This window comes from Stenotrophomonas genospecies 5, from assembly GCF_054473825.1.
This window is the reverse complement of record NZ_JBTMUW010000001.1, coordinates 1009881-1029363: the sequence shown is the minus strand read 5'-3', so window position 1 is coordinate 1029363 and position 19483 is coordinate 1009881. Positions and strand designations below refer to the sequence as shown.

The window sequence follows — 19483 nt, the reverse complement described above, 5'->3', positions numbered from 1 at the left end:
CCGGCGCGCCAGTGACACCCGGGCGCGCCGGGCAGAAGGGTGCTGCAGGGACAACATCTTCATCGTCGGGCCTCGGCGTCGGCAATGGGAAGTTCGAACGGACCGGCCGGCGCCCCGCTGCTGTCACGCAGCGTGCACACCGGGCCATCGGCCCAGCAGTAGCGGACATGCGTCGGGCGCAGGGAAGGCAGGCTGCGCAACACCACCCGGTGTCCATCCAGGTCGGCGTCGCTGTACTCACAGCGCGGGGCAGCGGCATCGCACAGTTCAAAGCCGATGGGGTGCTTCGAACCGATTGCTGCCAGGGCGCCGTCGACATCCTCGAATTCCACGGCCACGCCTGCCGGCACGCGCAGGGCCCTGGCCGCATCCGGCCCTGACGGGGCCACTGCGTGCTCGCCGTAGATGACGTGGCGCGCGACCCGGGCCAGACGGCGACCCAGTTCCTGCTTGTTCGGTGGGTGGATGTCGTAGGCATCGCCGATGTCGATGGCCACGGCGAGGCCACTGCGGGGATCTTCGGCCGCGACCCGGCGCTGTGCGTCGCGCACCTGCGCCCATCCGCTGTCCGCAGGGGCGACGGGCGGTTGGCCATAGCCAGCCAGTTGCACCAGCAGCAACGGCGTGCCTGCACCGAACTGGCGTCGCCAGTCATCCCGCAGCGAGCGCAGCAGTGCCGCATATCCGGCGCCGTCGCCGGTGTTCGACTCCCCCTGGTACCACAGCATGCCGCGCAGTCCGAACGCGCCCAGCGGCGCGATCATGCCGTTGTACAACGTCGATAGACCCGTCGCCGCCTGCCAGGGAGCGAACGGGGGCGCTTGTCCGCCAGGTGCCATCCGGTACTGCCAGGACGCATCCAGCACCACCCGCTGACCGTCCTCCAGGATCACCGCATGTGCGGTGGCAGGGCCGGCCAGGCCGCCTTCACCGTAGGTGTCCAGCACGTTGACCACGACACTGTTGGACCCAGCCTCCAACAGCCCCTTCGGCAGCGGATAGCGCCGCTCACCGGCGCCATACTGGCTACCCACGGCGACACCGTTCACCCAGGTCATGTCCGTCTCGTCGACGGATGCCAGTTCGAGCGTCGCGCCCTGCGCCGCCTGTTCCGCACTCAGCGTGACCTGCGTGCGATACCACACCATGCCGTTGTAATCGGCAAGCGCCGGGACGTTCCAATGCTCCCATGCGCCCAGCGCTGCCGGCGCCGGTTGCCATCCGCTGTCGCTGGCCTCCGCGCGCCACGGCGCTGCGCCGGGCACAGCCTCATCGCGCGTCACCCACCACTGCTGCCAGTACCGCCCCCAGCGTGCGCGTGCCGCCAGGGGGTCACCGGCATACAGCGCGAGGATATCCAGGGGCTCTGCCATGCCCCGCTGCGCGCGCAGCGCCTCGACGCTGGTCCATGCCTCGATCCGCGAGCCGCCCCAGGCGGCCTGGATCAATCCCATCGGCACGGCGACCGTGCGCTGCAGCTCGCGTGCGAAGTAGAGGCAGGTCGCGGAGAAGTCGCGCACCGTGGCGGGCGATGCCGGCGTCCAGGCAACCGCGCTCTGGAATGTCGTCTGCGCCTGCACCGCCGCGGCCTGCGGCACGGTGAACAGGCGGATCGTCGGCAGCGTGGTGGAGGCGATCTCGCTGCCTGCATTGAGCGCGCGCCACACGGGCAGCTCCATGTTCGACTGTCCGGAGCACAGCCAGACATCGCCGACCAGGATGTCGCGGGCGATCTGGATGTCCTTGCCGGACGTTGCCTGCAGCATGTGGGGGCCGCCTGCCGGAGTCGGCTGCAGCGTGGCGTGCCATCGGCCCGTGGCATCCGCCTGCGTGGTCACCGCCTGCCCGGCGAAGGTCACGGAAACTTCCTGCCCCGCAGGCGCCTGGCCCCAGACCGCGATCGGCCGATCACGCTGCAGGACGGCATGATCCTGGAACAGCGGATGCAGCAACGCCGCCGGCTCCCGTGCCGCGACGGACCCGGCCATTGCAGCTAGGGCCAGCAGCAAGGCCGCCCTCCCGGCCCGTCCGATCATGCTCATCGTCCATCCCTCGGTGCGAAAGGAAACTGCAATGCCTGGTAATACGACAGCGGGTGCGGCGGTGGCGGTTCGCCGGGCGGCAACGGCCGGCCGCTGAGCGACTGGAAGTACGCCACGCTGGCATCGCGCCACCATTGCGCCTCCTCCTGCTGGATCTGCAGGAACGCGGCCACGTGCTGATAGCGTTGTGGATCGATCCGGCCCTGCAGGGTTGCCCAGGTAGCCTGCAGGGACTGCACCTGGCGCACGCCACGCGAGTAGCGTCCTACCAGTTCGTCCCACAGCAACCGCCCCGAACGCATGCGGTGATCCCACGGCACATGATGGAACCACAGCAGCAGCGACTCCGGCACCCGCGCCAGGTCGCCGTACTCCGCGGCGACCGCCGGGGCATACTGGGATACCGCGTTGCTCCCGGCTGAGGTGCGGTCGAAGCCCACGCCGTGCCGGTCCGCGCGGTGGTAGTACACGGACGTCCAGTCGGCGCGCGGCCCCCCATCCACCCAGGGACCGGGGCCGTAGTGATGCCCACGGGCCATGAGGTGATGCAGGCCCAGCGGGGTCATGTAGTCCACCGCCGCTTCGCGCGAGGCCATCATCATCCGCACGATCGGGCCGGTCACCTGCGGGTCCGGCGAGAACGTCAGCGCGGCCCAGTCTTCAGCGATGGCGCGGGCAGACTGCTGCGGATTCCAGGCCAGCCGCCCGAAGGCATACCAGTTGGCCTGATCGAAGTGCGAGCCGCTCCAGGTCCGGTCCACGCCGATGTTGGCGACGCCGGCGATGCCGGTCAGCCCGTGGCCGTGCAGCGAACCGTCGACCACGCGCGCGACCGTGGAGCCCGGTCCGCGTACCCGGGTGTCGGCCCGCAGCACTTCCTCGTAAAGCGTGCCCAGGTACACCAGGTGCGTCGCAAATCCCAGATACTCCTTGGTGATCTGGAACTCCATCATCAACGGCGTGCGTGGCATCGCGCCGAACAGCGGATGGAACGGCTCGCGGGGCTGGAAATCGATCGGCCCGTTCTTCACCTGCACGATCACGTTGCGGCGGAAGGCACCGTCCAGGCCGATGAACTCACCGTAGGCCTGCTTGGCGCGATCTTCCGGCACCTCGTGCGAGTAGACGAAGGCACGCCACATCACCACGCCGTTGTGCGGCGCCAGGGCATCGCCCAGCAGGTTGGCACCGTCGGCATGGGAGCGGCCGTAATCCTGCGGGCCCGGTTGGCCCTCCGAGTTCGCCTTGACCAGGAAGCCGCCGAAATCCGGGATGAGGGCGTAGATCTCTTCGACCTTTTTCCGCCACCAGCGCTGCACCTCCGGATCCAGCGGATCGGCCGTGGCCAGGCCGCCGAGCTCGATGGGCGCGCTGAAGCGTGCGCTCAGGTACACACGGATGCCGTAGGGGCGGAACAGGTCCGCCAGCGCGGCGGCCTTGGCGAGATAGGCCGGCGACAGGCTCAGGGCGCTGGCATTGACGTTGTTCAGTACGGTGCCATTGATGCCCAGCGACGCGTTGGCGCGGGCGTAGTCGGTATAGCGCGGGTCACGCCACTGCGGCAGGGTCTGCCAGTCCCACAGGGAGCTGCCCGCGTAGCCGCGTTCGACGTAGCGATCCAGGTTGTCCCAGTGATCGAGCACCCGCAGCGCAACCCGGGGCGATTCCCGCACGTCCAGCGACTCCAGCGATCCGCCACGCTGCAGCAGCCGCAGCAGGTGGAACACGCCGTACAGCACACCGATGTCCTGCCGTGCCGCCACCAGCAGAAGATCGCGTCCTCCGCTGCGGACCTTCCTGATCAGGTAGCCATCCTCGCCCAAGGTGGCAATGTCTTCGCGGAACGGCGCGACCAGCATCGAGGACTGCGGCGTGCCCAGCACCAGGGCGTGATCACCGGCGAGGTCCGTGCGGATGGGCGGTGCCGTTCCCAGTACCCCGGGAAGGCCGCGCGCCAGTTCATCACGCGCGGCGCGCTGGGTGGGCGTCTGGTCAGGGGCGACCACCTCGCCCAGCTGCAGCCGATAGCCGGCAGCGACCTCCACGGCCGCCGGCACGTAGCGCATCCACAATGCGTAGCCATCCTCCGCATGTGCGCCACCGGCGCATGCCAGCAAGGCAAGGGCGGCGCACAGCCGTCCGCCGACAGCACGGAACAACGGCGTTAACATTCGACTTTGTAGACTACGACCGGCGCCGGAACGGTTCATCATCTGCCCTCGCACCTGCGCGGCAACGCCACCAAGAACAAAGGGATCGTGCATTGGACAAGCCGAAGAAATCGGTTCGCCGCAGAACCGCGGGCGTGACGATCGACGAGGTTGCGGCCCTTGCCGGCGTTTCGCCGATGACCGTGTCGCGGGTGATCAACCAGGGCAAGGTGCGGGACGTCACCCGCGAGCGGGTGATGCGTGCCGTGCGTGAGCTGGGCTATACGCCCAATCTGGCGGCCAGTTCGCTGGCCGCTGCGCAGCATACGCGCATTGCGTTGATCTATACCAATCCCAGCGGTGCCTACCTGCGCGAACTGCTGGTCGGGCTGCTGCGCGTCGCGTCCAGCTCTGCCATCCAACTGGTCATCGACTACTGGGACAACCTTGACGATGAGTCCGAGCGCACGGCAGCGCGTGCCCTGGCCAGCCGCGTCGACGGGGTGATCCTGCCGCCGCCGCTGTGCGAATCGCAGGCGGCCGTGAGTGAACTGGTGAAGGCCGGCATCCCGGTGGTGGCCATCGCATCGGGGCGCCTGAGCGAGGCCCTGTCCTGCGTCCGCATCGACGACTTCAACGCAGGCAAGGAAATGACCGAGCACCTGATCCGGCAGGGCCACAGCCGCATCGGCTTCATCCGCGGGCGCCGGGATCTGAGCGCGAGTGCGCGTCGCTACGATGGTTTCGTCACCGCGTTGCAGGAAGCCGGACTGTCGGTGGAACCCGGCCTGGTCCAGCACGGCGACTACACCTACCGGTCCGGACTGGCCGCCGCTGAGAAGCTGCTGTCCCAGCGTCGGCCACCGACGGCCATCTTCGCCAGCAACGATGACATGGCGGCAGCCGCCATCTCCGTGGCGCACCGACGCGGCCTGGAGGTTCCCCGCGACCTGTCGGTGGTGGGCTTCGATGACACATCGGCCGCGACCACCGTGTGGCCGGAACTGACGACGATCCATCAGCCGATCGCCTCGATGGCCAATGCTGCCATCGATATCCTGCTGCGCACCATCCGTCGCCCGGCCGGAAACGCCCCCGTACTGCGGGATCATGTCGTGCCGCATCGCCTGATCGCACGCGATTCGGTGGCGGCCCCGCCCACGCACCGGTAGCGCACAGGCCCGTGTCATGCCGGCACCCGCACGGTGCCTGTGTCCAGCGCGCTGGCCTCCAGGCAGGATGCCATCACGCACCGCATCCGAGGGTGGTTTCGGCTTCGTTCAGCGCGCCCAGCGCCACGCGGGACACGGAGATCGTCATTGCATCAGCCGTCCCCACCGACCACGGCCGATCCAGCGCACCCACCTTCGCTCCGGCCGCAGCCAGGCATTTCAGGGGAATGCCCACGCGCGTCCACTGGCCGACCGGAAGCGCCGCCAGCGTGGGCCCGATGGCGATGCGCGCCGAGCACCCGGCACCACAGCCCACCGACAACCACGCCTCGCCACGTGGTGCCACGTCGACACGCAGCGTGGTCAACAGCATCAGATCACCATTGGCTTCCCGCTGCAGGTCCAGCGGCGTGTGCGACTGCAGTGCGGCCACGGCTTCCCCCTGACCCGACCAGGCAAGACGTCGGCCGTCCTCCTGGGCCAGATGGTCCACACCGGTGATCTTCAGACGGTCATCTGCCAGTGCATCCGGCACGCTGATCACGGTCATGCCCTGCCCGGCACCATCCTCCAGCCGCAGCGCCATGCCGGCACCTGCATCGCCGCGGGCAAAGAAGACACCGGTTGCCCCCTCGTTGCCGGTGACGCCCGAAACTTCCGGCAGTGCCGCCAGATCGCCCTTGTCGGCATAGCTCAGACCGAAGCCGAACGGGAACAGCGGGGCGTAGTCCTTCTGGCCGACGTTGTTGGCGTACTGCGTGGCCGTACGTGGCCAGCTGAAGCTGAGTCTGCCCTTGAAGTCGTGCTGCATGCGGCCATCCGGACCACGCAGCAGTACGTCGGCAACGCCACCGCCTTCCGATCCCGGCAGCCACGCCGCCACGAAGGCGTCCGCGGCATTGATTTCCCGGTTCACCCAGAGAGGTCGCCCGCTCAGGAAGACCGCCACCACTGGAATGCCGTCTTCCTTGAGCCGGCGAATCAATCCCAGATCCGTTTCATCGCCGGGCTTGTAGGCCAGCGTGGGCAGGTCGCCCTGGAACTCGGCGTACGGATCTTCACCGAACACCACCACTGCCACATCCGGCTTCGTCGTGTATCTGCCATCGATGGCAAGCGTGGCCTCGCCCCCCGCGGCCCTGGCCTGCTGCGCGATACCCTCGAAGATCGTGTCCGCATTGGGGAAGTCCTTGCGGGTCGTGCCGGTGCCCTGCCAGTTCAGCGTCCAGCCGCCGGCCTGCTTGCCGACATCATCGGCACCGTCGCCGGCCACGAGGATCCGCTGCTTTGGCGACAGCGGCAGGATGCCGTTCTGGTTCTTCAGCAGCACCAGCGACTCGCGCACCGCCTGCCGCGCCACCGCGCGATGCTCAGGGGCGCCGATCAGCGCGAACTGGCCGCCGACCGCCCGGGTGGAAGGCCTGCCCGCCTCGAACAGGCCCAGGCGGAACTTCACCCGCAGGATCCTGCGCACCGCATCATCCAGCCGCTCAGCAGTGATCCTGCCGTCCTTCACGGCTGCCAGGGTGGTTTCGTAGAAGCCCTTCCAGCTGTCCGACGCCATGGCCATGTCCAGGCCCGCATTGATGGTGGCGGGACAGTCGGTGGTCGTGCAGCCCTTGATCTGTCCATGGCCATTCCAGTCGCCGACCACGAAGCCGCCGAAGTTCATCCGCCCTTTCAGCACGTCGGTGAGGTAGTGCCGGTGGCCGTGCATCTTCTCGCCGTTGACGCTGTTGAACGACGCCATGGCGGTTTGTGCTCCGGCAGCGATCGCCGGCGGATAGCCGGCCGCATGGATGCGCACGAGCTCGGCCTCGCTGATGCGGGTGTCGCCCTGATCCTTCCCGCCGGTCGTGCCACCATCGCCCAGGAAGTGCTTCACCGACGCGATCACATGGCGGCCATCAAGAAAGTCAGGCGACCCTATCCTGCCCTGCAGGCCCTCCACCATGGCACCCGCATAACTGGCCACTACGGTGGGAGACTCCGAATAGCCCTCGTAGGTGCGCCCCCAGCGGTCATCCTGCGGAACCGCGACCGTTGGCGCGAACGTCCATTCCATGCCGGTGACGCGTGTCTCCAGCGCGGTGATCTCGCCGATCCTGCGCAGCAGCTCGGGATTGCGAGCAGCGCCGAGCCCGATGTTATGTGGGAACAGCGTGGCGCCGATGATGTTGCTCTGCCCGTGCACCGCGTCGATGCCGAACAGCAGCGGAATTGCCTTTCCACCCTGCGAGGTGTCCATGGAGGCGTCGTAGAACGCGTCCGCCAGCGCCAGCCACTCGGCGGGCGATGCATCGTAGCGACCGCCAGGATCGGAGTTGCCTCCGGCCAGGATCGAGCCGAGCCGGTATCTGCGCACGTCGTCGGGGGTGATGCTGGCGATGTCTCCCTGCACCAGCTGGCCGACCTTTTCCTCCACGGTCATGCCGGCCATCAGGTCGGTGATGCGTTTCTCCAGTGCGGCATCGTCGGCCAGGGGCCAGGCCACCTGTGGCCATGGATCAGCCTCGGTAGCGGCGGCCTGCGCTGGCCGGTCTCCCCCCTTGCAACCGACCAGCGCCAGCATCAGTCCGGCGATCAGCGCGCCGGCACGGCGCATGGAATCCTGCGATGTCATGGCGCTCATCCTTCCATCTGCTCCAGTTCCTTGCCCTTGGTCTCGTGCACATGGCGCAGCACGAACACGACCGAGACCACCGCGGCCACCAGGTAGATGCTGTAGGTTGCCGCCAGCCCGGCCGCGGCCAGCAGCATCGGAAACGTCACCGTGACCGCGAAGTTCGACGTCCACTGCGCTGCACCGGCGACGGCCAGTGCCGAGCCCCGGATCTGGTTGGGGAACATCTCGCCCAGCATCACCCACATCACCGGTCCCCAGGACAGATTGAAGAACACGACGTAGGCATTGGCGGCGACCAGCGCCAGGGTGCCCATGCGGCCCGGCAGCTGCAGGTGCCCGTCGGCCAGCGAGCCGCTGGCGAAGGCCACCACCACCAGCGCCAGGGATACGGACATGCCCACCGAGCCGATCCACAGCAGCGGCTTGCGACCGATACGGTCGATCAGCAGCACGGTGACGAGGCATGCGCCGATGCTCAGTGCGCCGGACAGCACATTGATCAGCAGCGCGTCGTTCTCCGAGAACCCGACCGCCTGCCACAGCACGGCGCCGTAGTAGAAGACCACGTTGATGCCGACCAGCTGCTGGAAACAGGCCAGGCCGACACCCACCCAGACGATGGGACGGATCCGCCCGGTCGCCCTGCTCCTCAGGTCGGACAGCCGCGGACGATGATGGTCGGTGGACAGGGAGGCCTCGATCTCGTCGAGCGTGAGCTGTGCCTTGTCGCGGCCCAGCAGCCGGGTGAGAACCCGCAGTGCGTCCTCCTTGCGCCGCTTCACCACCAGGTAGCGGGGGCTCTCGGGGATGGTCAGCAACAGCAGCAGGAACACCAGCGAGGGCACCGCCTGCATCCAGAACATCCAGCGCCAGGCGGCCTGCCCTGCCCACAGAGGCTCCGTCGATGCCCCGGCGGCGGCGGCCAGCAGATAGTTGGACAGGAACGCTGCGGTCAGCCCGCTGATGATCGCGATCTGCTGTACCGTAGCCAGTCGGCCACGGTAACGGGCGGGTGCCACCTCGGCGATGTAGGCCGGTGAAATCACGCTCGCCGCGCCAACTGCAAATCCCCCTATCACCCGCGCGACGATGAACCACGCGGAAGAACCCGCAGCGCCGGCCCCCAGCGCCGACAGCAGGAACATCACCGCCGACAGGATCAGCACATTGCGCCGCCCCAGCCGGTCGGCCAACCTGCCGGCGCTGAAGGCGCCCACGGCGCAGCCCAGCAACATCGAGGCGATCTCGAAGCCCTGCATCCATTCCCCGGAGCGGAACGCCTGGTGCAGGCCGTCCTGGGTGCCGTTGATGACGCCACTGTCAAACCCGAACAGGAACCCGCCAATCGTTGCCACCACGCTGATCAGAACGATCAGCCGTGTGTTCTCTCCGCCATCTGCTGCCTGGTTCATCGACATCCCCTCGATCGCTCCATTGCCGCCTTGATGCTGCCGTGCTCAGCGCAGCAGATACTGGTTGAGCAGGTTCTCGTAGCGTTCCTGCTTGCCGCTGGTCTGGCGCGGCTCGCCGATATCGGCGGCCAGCGTGGCCAGGTCGGCAAGGCTCAGCGTGCCGCGCTCGAAATCCTTGCCGGCCCCCGTGTCGAAGCTGGCGTAGCGCTCCCTGCGCCACTGCTCCCACGGCGACTCGGTGAGCAGTGCGTGTGCCACTTCCAGACCTCGTGCGAACGCGTCCATGCCGCCGATGTGGGCAATGAACAGGTCTTCCAGGTCAGTCGACTCCCGGCGCACCTTGGCGTCGAAATTCAGCCCGCCCTCCAGGCCACCCTGCCGCAGCACGACCAGCATCGCGCCTACGGTGTCGTACAGATCGCTCGGGAACTGATCGGTGTCCCACCCGTTCTGCGCATTGCCACGGTTGGCATCGATGCTGCCAAGCAGGCCATGGTCGGAGGCCACCTGCAGGTCATGCTCGAAGGTGTGCCCCGAGAGCGTGGCGTGGTTCGCTTCGATGTTGAGCTTGAAGTCCTTGTCCAGCCCGTGCTCCTTCAGGAAGCCCACCACGGTCGCGCTGTCGAAATCGTACTGGTGCTTCATCGGCTCCATCGGCTTGGGCTCGATGAGGAAGTTGCCTTTCAGGCCGATGCTGCGGCCGTAGTCGCGGGCCATCGTCAGGAACCGCGCGAAATGCTCGATCTCGCGCTTCATCTGCGTATTGGCCAGCGACGCGTAGCCTTCGCGCCCACCCCAGAACACGTAGTGCTCGCCCCCCAGCTCGACGGTGGCATCCAGCGCGGCCTTCACCTGCACCGCGGCACGGGCAACCACGGCGAAATCAGGATTGGTCGATGCGCCGTTCATGTAGCGCGGGTGCGAGAACAGATTGGCCGTACCCCACAGCAGCCTGACCCCGGTGGCGTCCTGGCGGGCCTTGGCCAGGCGCACCATGTGCGTGAGATTCTTCTGGTACTGGCCAATGTCGTCTGCATCCGGCGCCAGGTCGATGTCATGGAAGCACCAGTACGGCACGCCCAGCTTGGTGAAGAACTCGAAGGCTGCATCGACCTTCGCCTCTGCAGTGGCCAGCGGCGAACCGGCCTCCCACGGAAACTGCCGGGTTCCCGGTCCGAACGGATCGTGGCCGGCGTTGCAGAAGGTGTGCCAGTAGCACACGGCGAAGCGCAGGTGCTCCTGCATGGTCTTGCCGCCGATGACCCGGTTCGCGTCGTAGACCTTGAACGCGAGCGGATTGTCCGAGTCCCTGCCCTCGAACGGAATGCGGCCGACGCCGGGGAAGTACTCTTTGGCGCCGATGAAGGGCTGCGTGGTCATGGTACGTGCTCCTGTCGTTGTGCGGGATGTTGGAGGGAGGCGGACCTCAGCCGCGCTGCAGCGGCGTGACGGCCTCGAGATGGCGGAGAAAACGCGAATAGGCGGAGGCATAGGCCGCACTGCGGCCGGAATCCGGACGCGCGGACAGTGCCGGGTCCAAGCTGACATGCTGCGCGGTGACCTCGCTGATCGGCGCGGCATCACCCTGCGACCGCCCTATGGCCCACAGGGCCTGCAGCGCCGCACCGAATGCCGCGCCTTCGGCCTGCACCGGCACGTCGACCGGCAGTCCGAACACATCGGCCACCAGCTGCCGCCACGCGGCACTGTTGCTGCCACCCCCGGTAAGCACGATGCGGTCGAACTGCATGCCGGCGCGTCTGAACGCGTCGTAGCCGAACTTCAGGCTGTAGGTCGCCCCTTCCATGGCAGCGCGGTAGATGTGCGCCGGCGTGAAGTTGTGGGTGTCCAGGCCGGCCAGCACGCCCTTGCCCAGCGGCAGGTCGGGGGTGCGCTCGCCATTGAGGAACGGCAGCATGACCAATCCGCCAGCGCCGGGCGACGTCGCGTCGAGGTGGGCATCGCCGTCACGCGTACTGAAACCGAAGGTACTCGCTACCTGCTCGGTCACGACGGTGCAGTTCATCGTGCAGATCAGCGGCAGCCAGCCGCCGGTGGAAGAGCAGAAGGCGGCCCAGGCCCCGCCCGGATCGATCACCGGTGAATCGGAGTAGGCAAACAACGTGCCCGACGTTCCCAGGCTCATCGCCAGGCGGCCTTCCGTGACGCAGCCGGTGCCGATGGCCGCCATCATGTTGTCGCCACCGCCGACCGCCACCTTCACCGTCACCGGCAGTCCGAGCATGCTGGCAGCCGCGCGGTCGATATCGAACAACGCATCAGGTGGGGCGATGGGGGGAAGGCAGGCGGCAAGATCGCGGTCCGGATCCGTGGCGCGCAGCAGCGCCTGCGACCACGTGCGCGTGCGCACATCGAGCCAGCCCGTGCCGGAGGCATCTCCGTGCTCGCAGAACCGCTGCCCGGTCAACACGAAATTGAGATAGTCGTGCGGCAGCAGGATGGTCGCCAGCCGCGCATAGGCTGTCGGGCGATGCGTCTTCGTCCACGGCAGCTTGGAGGCCGTATAGCCGGCAAGGATCGGATTGCCGGCCAGCGCGATGGTCCGGTCGATTCCGCCGGCGGCATCCATGATCCGGGTGCATTCGGCCGACGTGCTGGTATCGCACCAGAGCTTGGCCGGCGCCAGCACGTCGCCCGCCGCATCCAGCGGCACGAAGCCGTGCTGCTGGCCCGATACGGCCAGACCTGCAATGCGTGACCGGAGCGATGGATCAATCCCGTCGAAGCAGGTGCGCAGCGCCGCCACCCAGTCGGCCGGCACCTGTTCCCGGCTGCCATCGGCGCCGCTGCTCATCTCCAGCGCCGCGCTGGTGCGGGCGACAACGGCACGCCCCTCCGGGTCGTAGACCAGCACCTTCAAACTCTGCGTTCCTGCGTCGACACCGGCAACCAGACCCATCGAAACCGCCTCCGAACACCGAAAAGTTAGCGCTACCATTTCTGACATTCAAAAAAGGAGGCCTTGTTGCACTGCCTCCTCGTTTGCACGGCGTGCGTGCCGCCCGCCGTGATGCCGCACTGTAACCAGCCGCGGCGGAAAAAGCGTGCTGCAACGCAAAACCCTGCTCGCCGTCGCGGCATCTGCAGGCAGACCTGTTACGACGCCGCCCTGTTCGCGTGCCATACCTCGGGGCCCGACCGGCAATAGCGGTCGATGAATTCCGCCTGCGATGGCATCTGCGTGGCCGCCTGCCGCACCGGCTGCTGGATGCGTTTCAGCAGCGTGCGCAGGTCGGCGTCACTCAGTGCCCGCGCAAGCGGGTGCGGGCGGCCCGGTTGGATGCCCTGGCCAAGCAGCACACTGGTCCACGACTCGACCCGGAACAGCTCGCCGGGGTCCTGCCACGCGTGCGCGCGCTCACGCCAGGCGCGCAGCCGCTGCTGCAACGACTCGGGCACCGCCATCTCGCGGCACGCCTTCCACAACGGCTCTTCGCGCTGGGTGGCGTGGTAATGCAGGATGATGAAATCGCGCACGTGTTCCATCTCCTGGCGACTGACCTCGTTGTAGAGCTGCACCAGTGAGGCCGCGATCCCATCGAACGGAAACAACTGGATCAGCCGCACCACGGCGCTGATCGTCAGATGGATGCTGGTGGATTCCAACGGTTCGATGAAGCCACTGGCCAGCCCCAGCGCAACCACGTTCCTGTTCCAGGCCTGCAGACGGCGTCCACTGCGGAAGGGCACCTGCCAGGGTTCGCGCAGCGGCGGTGCGCCCACGTCGCGCAGCAGCTTCGCCCTCGCCTCATCATCGGACATGTGCCGGCTGGAATAGACCAGCCCGCATCCGACGCGGTGCTGCAGCGCGATATGCCAACGCCATCCGGCTTCATGGGCGATGGCCCGGGTGTACGGCACCGGCGGCGCGATTGATTCGGTCTGTACCGCGACGGCACGATCGCACGGCAGCCATTCGTGCCAGTCCTCATAGCCGGTCTTCAATGTCTGCTCGATCAGAAGGCCACGGAAGCCGGTGCAGTCGATGAACAGATCGCCCTCGATGACCTGCCCGTCGTCCAGCACCAGCGACTGCACCGAACCATCATGCGCATGCTGTCTGACCTCGGCGATCCTGCCCTCCACCCGTCGCAGGCCGTGCGCCTCGGCTCTGCGGCGCAGGAACCGGGCGTAGAGACCGGCATCGAAGTGATAGGCGTAGCTGGGCTGCGGCTGGGTCTGCAGCGAGAAGCGGTCGTCGCGCGAGGCGACGCTCTCCAGGCAGAAATCGCCCAGGTCCGATGGCATCCCGCGGCGGAGGCTGTCCAGCCAGAAATGGTGGAACGGCGTGGCCCAGGTGCCATGTCCGATGGTGCCGAACGGATGGAAGAAGCGCTCGCCCGGCAGGCGCCAGTTCTCGAATGAGATCGACAGCTTGAACGTGCCGGCCACCGCGCGCAGGAACTCCTGCTCGTCGATCTGCAGAAAGTGATGGAAAGTGCGGATGGGTGGTACGGTGGACTCGCCGACACCGACCGTACCGATCTGCTCGGACTCGACCAGGGTGATGTCCAGCTGGTCGCGAAATTGATGGGACAGCGCACATCCGGCCAGCCAACCGGCGGTGCCACCGCCGGCAATGACCACCTTGCGGATGCGCCCTTCTGCTGTGCTCGCGGTATCGATCACGGTGCCCCTCAGCGGTTGAGTCTGCCCAGCAGCATCGCGCGCATGCGGCGCGCGCTGCTCGTCGAACGGTGCAAGATCCCCCCGCGCATCGTCGGGCAGGTGCTGCCCCGCGCGCTCGCCGGGGCCGAATACGTAGTACTGGAAGAGCGCTTCCCACGCCTTCTTTTCACGCGCGGGCAGATCGCGCAGGGCCCACATCGCATGGTGCAGCGCCGGCAGGGGCGAGCCGAGGAAGGCCGGCGAGCTACGCCACCAGTAGTTCACCAGCACATTGAACGGCGCCAGGCTGCGCACATGGTGCCACCACATGCTGGGAATGAAGATGGCATCCCCTGGCTCCAGCACTGCGCTGCGTGCACTCGCCAGGGCCTCCCTGAAGCGGGGATACCGGTCGAAGTCGGGACGTTCGAAGTCCACCACGCTCACCACCTGGCCGCCAGGCGTGGGATCCAGCGGACCTGGGTAGAGATTGTCGATCTGTTCGGGCGGGAACAGCGTGAACTCGCGTCGGCCCACCGCGCAGCACGCAAGGTTGTCGGGGGTATCGAAATGGCACGATGCGGTGACGCGGTTGCCGATCCAGATGCTGGCCAACGCGTCGATGCCCTGCCCTGCCAACCCTGCCTGGTTGGCCTGTGCGAATGCCGGCAGCAATGCCCGCTCCACCGGCAGCGACGCCACGTAGTAGGTGGGCGGCCTTGGCTCATGCAGCGTCGAGGCGATCCCGTCCAGCACCTCGCTGAGCGATGCGCGACGGACCTCGAAGTTCAGCCGGCTGAAGTCGGCGGTGTAGAACGGGCGCCCGTCGATGTCCGGCCCGCCGAACGAGTACTGGATGGGCACGCCCGCGTCGACGCCGCCCAGGTAGGCCAGCGCGTCCAGCGTGGAGCGCTGTCCAGCCTCGACCAGCGCCCAGTGTGACGCAATGCCTCGCAGCACTACCGGCTCTCCGGCCTCGACCAGCGAGGCCAGGGGCAGCGCAGCAGGATCGATGCCCTCCAGTATCCGCATCGCAGCCCCCATCGCCCGCCCTCAGTTCCTGGCCGTGGACGCTGCTGCATCCTGCGCGCGCAGGCGCCGCTGCTTCTCGGCGATCAGGCGGCGCATGTTGTGCAGCGACGCCAGCATCAGGTAGGCGCCCTCAAGGCAGCCAGCGCGATTCAGCGCGGCCAGCGTCGAGTCGTCCAGCAGCGCCAGGCGCTCACGGTCGATGCCGTGCAATCCGTTCACGCTCACCCGGTGATGCTGCGTGATCTGCACGTCGAGCGTGATCGGCTGGATCAGTCCGCTTTCCTCGAGCATTGCAAACATCGCGGCGCCGAACGCGCTGCCATCATGGATGCCACGCAGCACGCCGGCGATGTGGTCCAGGTAGGGGGTGTTGCCACCCTGCGGCAGGAACAACGGCTCGCCGGCCTCGGTGCTGACCCGGGGATGGTCCAGATCGACATGCATCACCGCCTCACGGGTGAGCACACCGTCGACGTAATGCTCCTGGAATCCGATCAGGAACGGCCCCTTCGCTGCGGCTCCAGGAAGATAGGAGGCGTTCCAGCGGCCGTCCTGCAGGAACAGGTTCTCGTGCTGTTCAAACCCGAGCAGGGCGACGGCCTGCCATTCGCCCGATCCGGCCTGTTTGCGCAGGAAGATGGGATATTCCCGCTGCAGTTCGGCGAACTCGCTGGGATAGGCCGGCACCATGCCCACGGCGTCGCCGAACTCGGGGCCGAAGCCGGTGGCGACCCTCAGGTCCCGATGGGCGATGTTGTTGAGCATTTCATAGCGGGCCATCAGGATGTCCAGTCCGGTGCGGGGCCAGTGGCCGGCAGGGTACCGCCGGCACGTGCGACAGGTGCTGCGTCAGGACAGGCCCGCGCGGTACCGTTGCCGGGACAACGGTACCGTGCCGGACGGGTCCGTCGCCAGACTCAGAACTTGTAGCGGACACCCAGCATGTAGCGTGGGCTCTGGTCAGCCAGCTTCACGATCATCTGCGACGTGCGCGAGCGCCAGCGTACGTCCTCGCCGGTCAGGTTGATCGCTTCCAGTCCGAACGACCAGTGGTCGTCCAGCGTGTAGTTCACGCTCAGATCCCACTGCTCGTAAGCCTCCACATAGTAGGGATTGCGGCTGGCGCCCTGGTTGGCCAGGATCAGGTACTGGTCGCGCCAGTTCCACGCCAGGCGGACCGACCAGCCGTACTTCTCGTACATGAGCATGGCGTTGGCGGTATCACTCAGACCGGTGAGCGAGAACTGGTCGATGCCCGGATCGCCGCCATTGTTGTAGCCGACGTCGCCGCTGACGATCGTGTAGTTGGCCAGCACGCCGAAACCGGTGTCGCCGAAGAAGTACTGCCCGCCGAGCTCCCAGCCGTGCAGCTTGGACTTGTTCTGGTTGATCGGGCGGTTGACATTGAACTGGTACAGCGGATCGTCCGCCTGGCCATACAGATCGTAGGCCGCTTCGGTGGCCAGCACCTGCGCGTCGGTTCCGTTGTAGGCCGCCAGTCCGGCGGGGTTGTTGCGCAGCAACGCCAGCGCGGTGAACAGCGAGGTGTCGTTGGCCGAGCAGGCGGCCGCATTGGCGGCACCGACCTGGGAGACGCAGGCTGCACTGGTGAGGAAGTCCAGAGCCGCACGCGCATCCGGGCCGGACGTGGGATCGGTCAGCCCGTACAGGCTCTCCTGGACAACGGTATTGCCGATGAAGTTGTCGACCGACTTGTTCCAGTAGGTCAACGACACATAGCTGGCGTCGGCGAAATACCACTCCAGCCCCAGGTCGAGGTTGTCCGATTCCAGCGGCTTCAGGCTGGGATTCTGCGCATTGCCGCTGGCGCGCGACGACGGATCGATCAGCACCGACCCGAACGGTTGCTGTGCACCCGGGCCCGCATACAGATTGCCGTAGGGCGCGCGGGCGATGCTCTTGCCGAACGAGGCACGGCCCTTCAGCTCATCGGTGAAATCAATGCTGAAATCGAGATTGGGCAGGATGTAGCTGTACCTTGCCTTCTCGGTGAAGGGCTGCTGCTCATCGGACAGCACGATGCGGAAATCGTTGTTGGCCTGCCACTCGATGGACTCGGGAACGGCGATGACCGAGGTCGAGACCACGTCGGTGGTTTCGTAGCGCACGCCCAGCCGGGTATTGGTGCGCATGCTGCCCAGCTGACCATCCAGTTCCACCTGGAAGTAGGCCGCCTTGGTCTTCTCTTCCACGAAGTTGTCGGCCGCGCGTTGCGGGCTGACTCCCAGTCCCACGCCATATTCGTCCGCCGCCCACTGTGCGAGCTGGCCGGCGTTGCCGCGCCATGCGGGCCAGCTGCTGGCGCTGTAGTCGTCGAACAGGCCGACGATGTTGACCGGACGCAGCAGATCCATGAGCCCGGCATCGGTATCCCGGTTCACGTTGGCCACGCCCCAGTCACCGAGGGTCGAGTAGGCCTCGGCTGCCTGGATGCGGTGCGTGGTCGACTTGTTGGTGTCCACGCCGAACTGGAACCGCCCCTGGTCGAAGTTCCATTCGCCGTCCACGCGGGCCTGCTTGATCTCGCTCACCTGCGACTGTGCGTTGACACGCAGCACCTGGGTGCCGATCTCGCCCTCCTGGAAGCCCGGGTTGACCACGCCGTTGGTGCCGGCGATCGCATCTGCCGTGCTGGGATACCAGGTCTGGGTGCCGACCGGCAGACCATTGTTGAACTCCAGTTCCTGCACCCAGGAGCCACCGCAATGGGGGCCACGGGTACAGTTGTTGGTGCCGGCAATGCTCATGAAGATCGAGCCGCCGCCGGTGAGCGGATCATTCGGACGACTCTCGTTCTTCGAATTGTGTGCGTCGAAGCTCAGCTTGAAGCGGTCGGTGACATTCCACACGGCATTGAAGCCAAGCGATCCCAGCTTGTACTCCTGCATGCTGCGCTGCTGTTCCAACCCGAAATCCTTGGTGCCGGCGATCTCACGGATGTAGACCGGGGTGGCCACTGCACCACTGGTATCGAACTGGACGTTGGTGTAGTTGCTGTTCTGCAGCCACATGCCCTGCTCGCCACGGTTCTCGGTGATCTCGTTGGTCGAGTAGGTGTAGTCCACGGTCAGGGTCAGGCTGTCCGTGGGCGCGAACTGCAGAACCGCCTGGCCGTTCACGCGTTCCCGCTCGAACTCCGAGAATGCATAGCGCAGGTCGTTCGGGCGTGCATAGAGCTGGCCGATCTCCGGCGCGTTGACCACCGTCGGGTTGCCGGGCATCGAGCCCGTCCACGGCTGCACGTTCCAGTAGTTCTCCGTGGCCTGCACCGAGCCGCCCTTGCGCTTCTGCTGGCTCGCGCTCAGGCTCACACCGAAGGTCTTTTCCGGGTTGCTGTAACTGAAGATGCCCGACAGCTCCGGCGTCAGATCATTGTCGAACGGCTGGCTGCGGTCCGAGACGAGCTTCGCGCCGGCATTGGCGATGATCCCTTCGTGATCCAGCGGCCGCGCGGTCAGGATGTTGATCGTCGCGCCGATGCCGCCGCTGGGTACCTGCGCCTGGCTGGTCTTGTAGACCTCGATGCCGTTGATGGCCTCGGCGGCCAGCTGCGCGAAGTTGAAGGCGCGGGTGCCACCGTCGACGCCACCGATGGCGACCTGCCCGGACGCACCGAATGCATCGGCACCGGGCATCTGGCGTCCGTTGAGGGTCACCATGTTGAACTGCGGACCGAAGCCACGTGCAGTGACCTGTGCACCTTCGCCGTCACGACGCTCGATGGAGATGCCGGTGATGCGCTGCAGCGACTCCGCCAGGTTGGTATCGGGGAACTTGCCGATATCCTCGGCACTGATCGCGTCCACCACGCCAGCCGAATCACGCTTGATGTCCATGGCCTGGCTGAGGCTGTTGCGGATACCGGTCACCTGCACCGCGTCCAGCTGAGTAGGCTGCGTGGGCTGCGTCTGCGCCGTAGGCGGCTGTGCGGTGGTCGTGGAGGCCTCCTGTGCGAAGGCGGGATTGATCACCAGGACGCCGCCGACGAACGTGAACATGGCCCTGGAGCGGAACTTCGCCAAGGTCCGGCTCATGGACGGGTCCTCGGGTCTGGAGTAGCACGGAAACTGCGAGCGCTCATGAAAGTCCCCTATGACATACGATCGAATGGATGTACCGCCCCCTCCCAGGGGCACGCACGGGCGAGGCCCGTATTCCAAACCGAACATCGCGGGCGCCGGACGCGCCGCGACTCAAACTCGCTTTCAAGCCTGCCAGGACGAACACGCGGTAAAGAAGGCAGCCCCTGGACCCAAACCCCGAATCTATTGGTAGCGCTACCATCGCGTTGAGGCGCAGACTAATCACCCTGGTTCCCGCTTGTCACCGTGCAGCGCAGCAAATCATTCCCGCGGCAGTCCCCTTGTGCGCATCGCACACGCGGCCGCGGCGCGACCCA

Annotated in this window: 10 protein-coding genes and 1 pseudogene; 1 reads left to right on the top strand and 10 read right to left on the bottom strand. The window is 66.7% G+C overall.

Annotated features, from left to right (window positions below):
- Positions 1-59: 59 nt before the first annotated feature.
- Complete coding sequence (locus tag ACX9OW_RS04785; RefSeq protein WP_459061998.1) at positions 60-1988, bottom strand: sialate O-acetylesterase; 1929 nt, start codon at positions 1986-1988, stop codon at positions 60-62.
- A 50-nt stretch (positions 1989-2038) separates the two neighbouring features.
- Entirely contained in the window at positions 2039-4213 is a 2175-nt protein-coding gene (locus ACX9OW_RS04780; RefSeq protein WP_459061997.1) for an alpha-glucuronidase family glycosyl hydrolase, read from the bottom strand.
- Positions 4214-4305: 92 nt separating this feature from the next.
- On the opposite strand from ACX9OW_RS04780, the gene ACX9OW_RS04775 reads away from it, so the two are divergent.
- Complete coding sequence (locus tag ACX9OW_RS04775; RefSeq protein WP_053516379.1) at positions 4306-5364, top strand: LacI family DNA-binding transcriptional regulator; 1059 nt, start codon at positions 4306-4308, stop codon at positions 5362-5364.
- A 73-nt stretch (positions 5365-5437) separates the two neighbouring features.
- Here the strand turns inward: ACX9OW_RS04775 and ACX9OW_RS04770 are convergent, their stop codons facing one another.
- From ACX9OW_RS04770 to ACX9OW_RS04735, 8 genes and pseudogenes are all read right to left on the bottom strand, one after another.
- On the bottom strand, positions 5438-7987 hold the full coding sequence (locus tag ACX9OW_RS04770) for a glycoside hydrolase family 3 protein (RefSeq protein WP_459061996.1): 2550 nt from the start codon (positions 7985-7987) through the stop codon (positions 5438-5440).
- A gap of 5 nt (positions 7988-7992) precedes the next feature.
- Positions 7993-9402 carry a sugar porter family MFS transporter gene (locus ACX9OW_RS04765; RefSeq protein WP_164152081.1) on the bottom strand — a complete coding sequence of 470 codons (1410 nt, stop codon included), beginning with the start codon at positions 9400-9402 and terminating at the stop codon, positions 7993-7995.
- A gap of 45 nt (positions 9403-9447) precedes the next feature.
- On the bottom strand, positions 9448-10782 hold the full coding sequence (xylA, locus tag ACX9OW_RS04760; RefSeq protein WP_197599976.1) for a xylose isomerase: 1335 nt from the start codon (positions 10780-10782) through the stop codon (positions 9448-9450).
- Positions 10783-10828: 46 nt separating this feature from the next.
- Positions 10829-12322 carry a xylulokinase gene (gene xylB / locus ACX9OW_RS04755; RefSeq protein ID WP_445394488.1) on the bottom strand — a complete coding sequence of 498 codons (1494 nt, stop codon included), beginning with the start codon at positions 12320-12322 and terminating at the stop codon, positions 10829-10831.
- Between the two features lie 197 nt (positions 12323-12519).
- Positions 12520-14052 carry a tryptophan halogenase family protein gene (locus tag ACX9OW_RS04750; RefSeq protein WP_164152085.1) on the bottom strand — a complete coding sequence of 511 codons (1533 nt, stop codon included), beginning with the start codon at positions 14050-14052 and terminating at the stop codon, positions 12520-12522.
- A 294-nt stretch (positions 14053-14346) separates the two neighbouring features.
- A pseudogene (locus ACX9OW_RS04745) lies at positions 14347-15063 on the bottom strand (cupin-like domain-containing protein); the annotation flags it as partial.
- Positions 15064-15084: 21 nt separating this feature from the next.
- Positions 15085-15843 (bottom strand): SapC family protein, encoded by a 759-nt coding sequence (locus ACX9OW_RS04740; RefSeq protein ID WP_283219304.1) that lies wholly within the window; start codon positions 15841-15843, stop codon positions 15085-15087.
- 137 nt (positions 15844-15980) lie between these two features.
- Positions 15981-19118: a TonB-dependent receptor gene (locus tag ACX9OW_RS04735; RefSeq protein ID WP_053518517.1), complete on the bottom strand. Its 3138-nt coding sequence runs from the start codon at positions 19116-19118 to the stop codon at positions 15981-15983.
- Positions 19119-19483: the final 365 nt, after the last annotated feature.

Excerpts from the sequence above, each read along its gene's own strand:
- ACX9OW_RS04785 (WP_459061998.1), bottom strand. The coding sequence starts at position 1,988 with ATGGCCGGGTCCGTCGCGGCACGGGAGCCGGCGGCGTTGCTGCATCCG.
- ACX9OW_RS04780 (WP_459061997.1), bottom strand. The coding sequence starts at position 4,213 with ATGTTAACGCCGTTGTTCCGTGCTGTCGGCGGACGGCTGTGCGCCGCC.
- ACX9OW_RS04770 (WP_459061996.1), bottom strand. The coding sequence starts at position 7,987 with ATGACATCGCAGGATTCCATGCGCCGTGCCGGCGCGCTGATCGCCGGA.
- ACX9OW_RS04765 (WP_164152081.1), bottom strand. The coding sequence starts at position 9,402 with ATGAACCAGGCAGCAGATGGCGGAGAGAACACACGGCTGATCGTTCTG.
- xylA (WP_197599976.1), bottom strand. The coding sequence starts at position 10,782 with ATGACCACGCAGCCCTTCATCGGCGCCAAAGAGTACTTCCCCGGCGTC.
- xylB (WP_445394488.1), bottom strand. The coding sequence starts at position 12,322 with ATGGGTCTGGTTGCCGGTGTCGACGCAGGAACGCAGAGTTTGAAGGTG.
- ACX9OW_RS04740 (WP_283219304.1), bottom strand. The coding sequence starts at position 15,843 with ATGGCCCGCTATGAAATGCTCAACAACATCGCCCATCGGGACCTGAGG.
- ACX9OW_RS04735 (WP_053518517.1), bottom strand. The coding sequence starts at position 19,118 with ATGAGCCGGACCTTGGCGAAGTTCCGCTCCAGGGCCATGTTCACGTTC.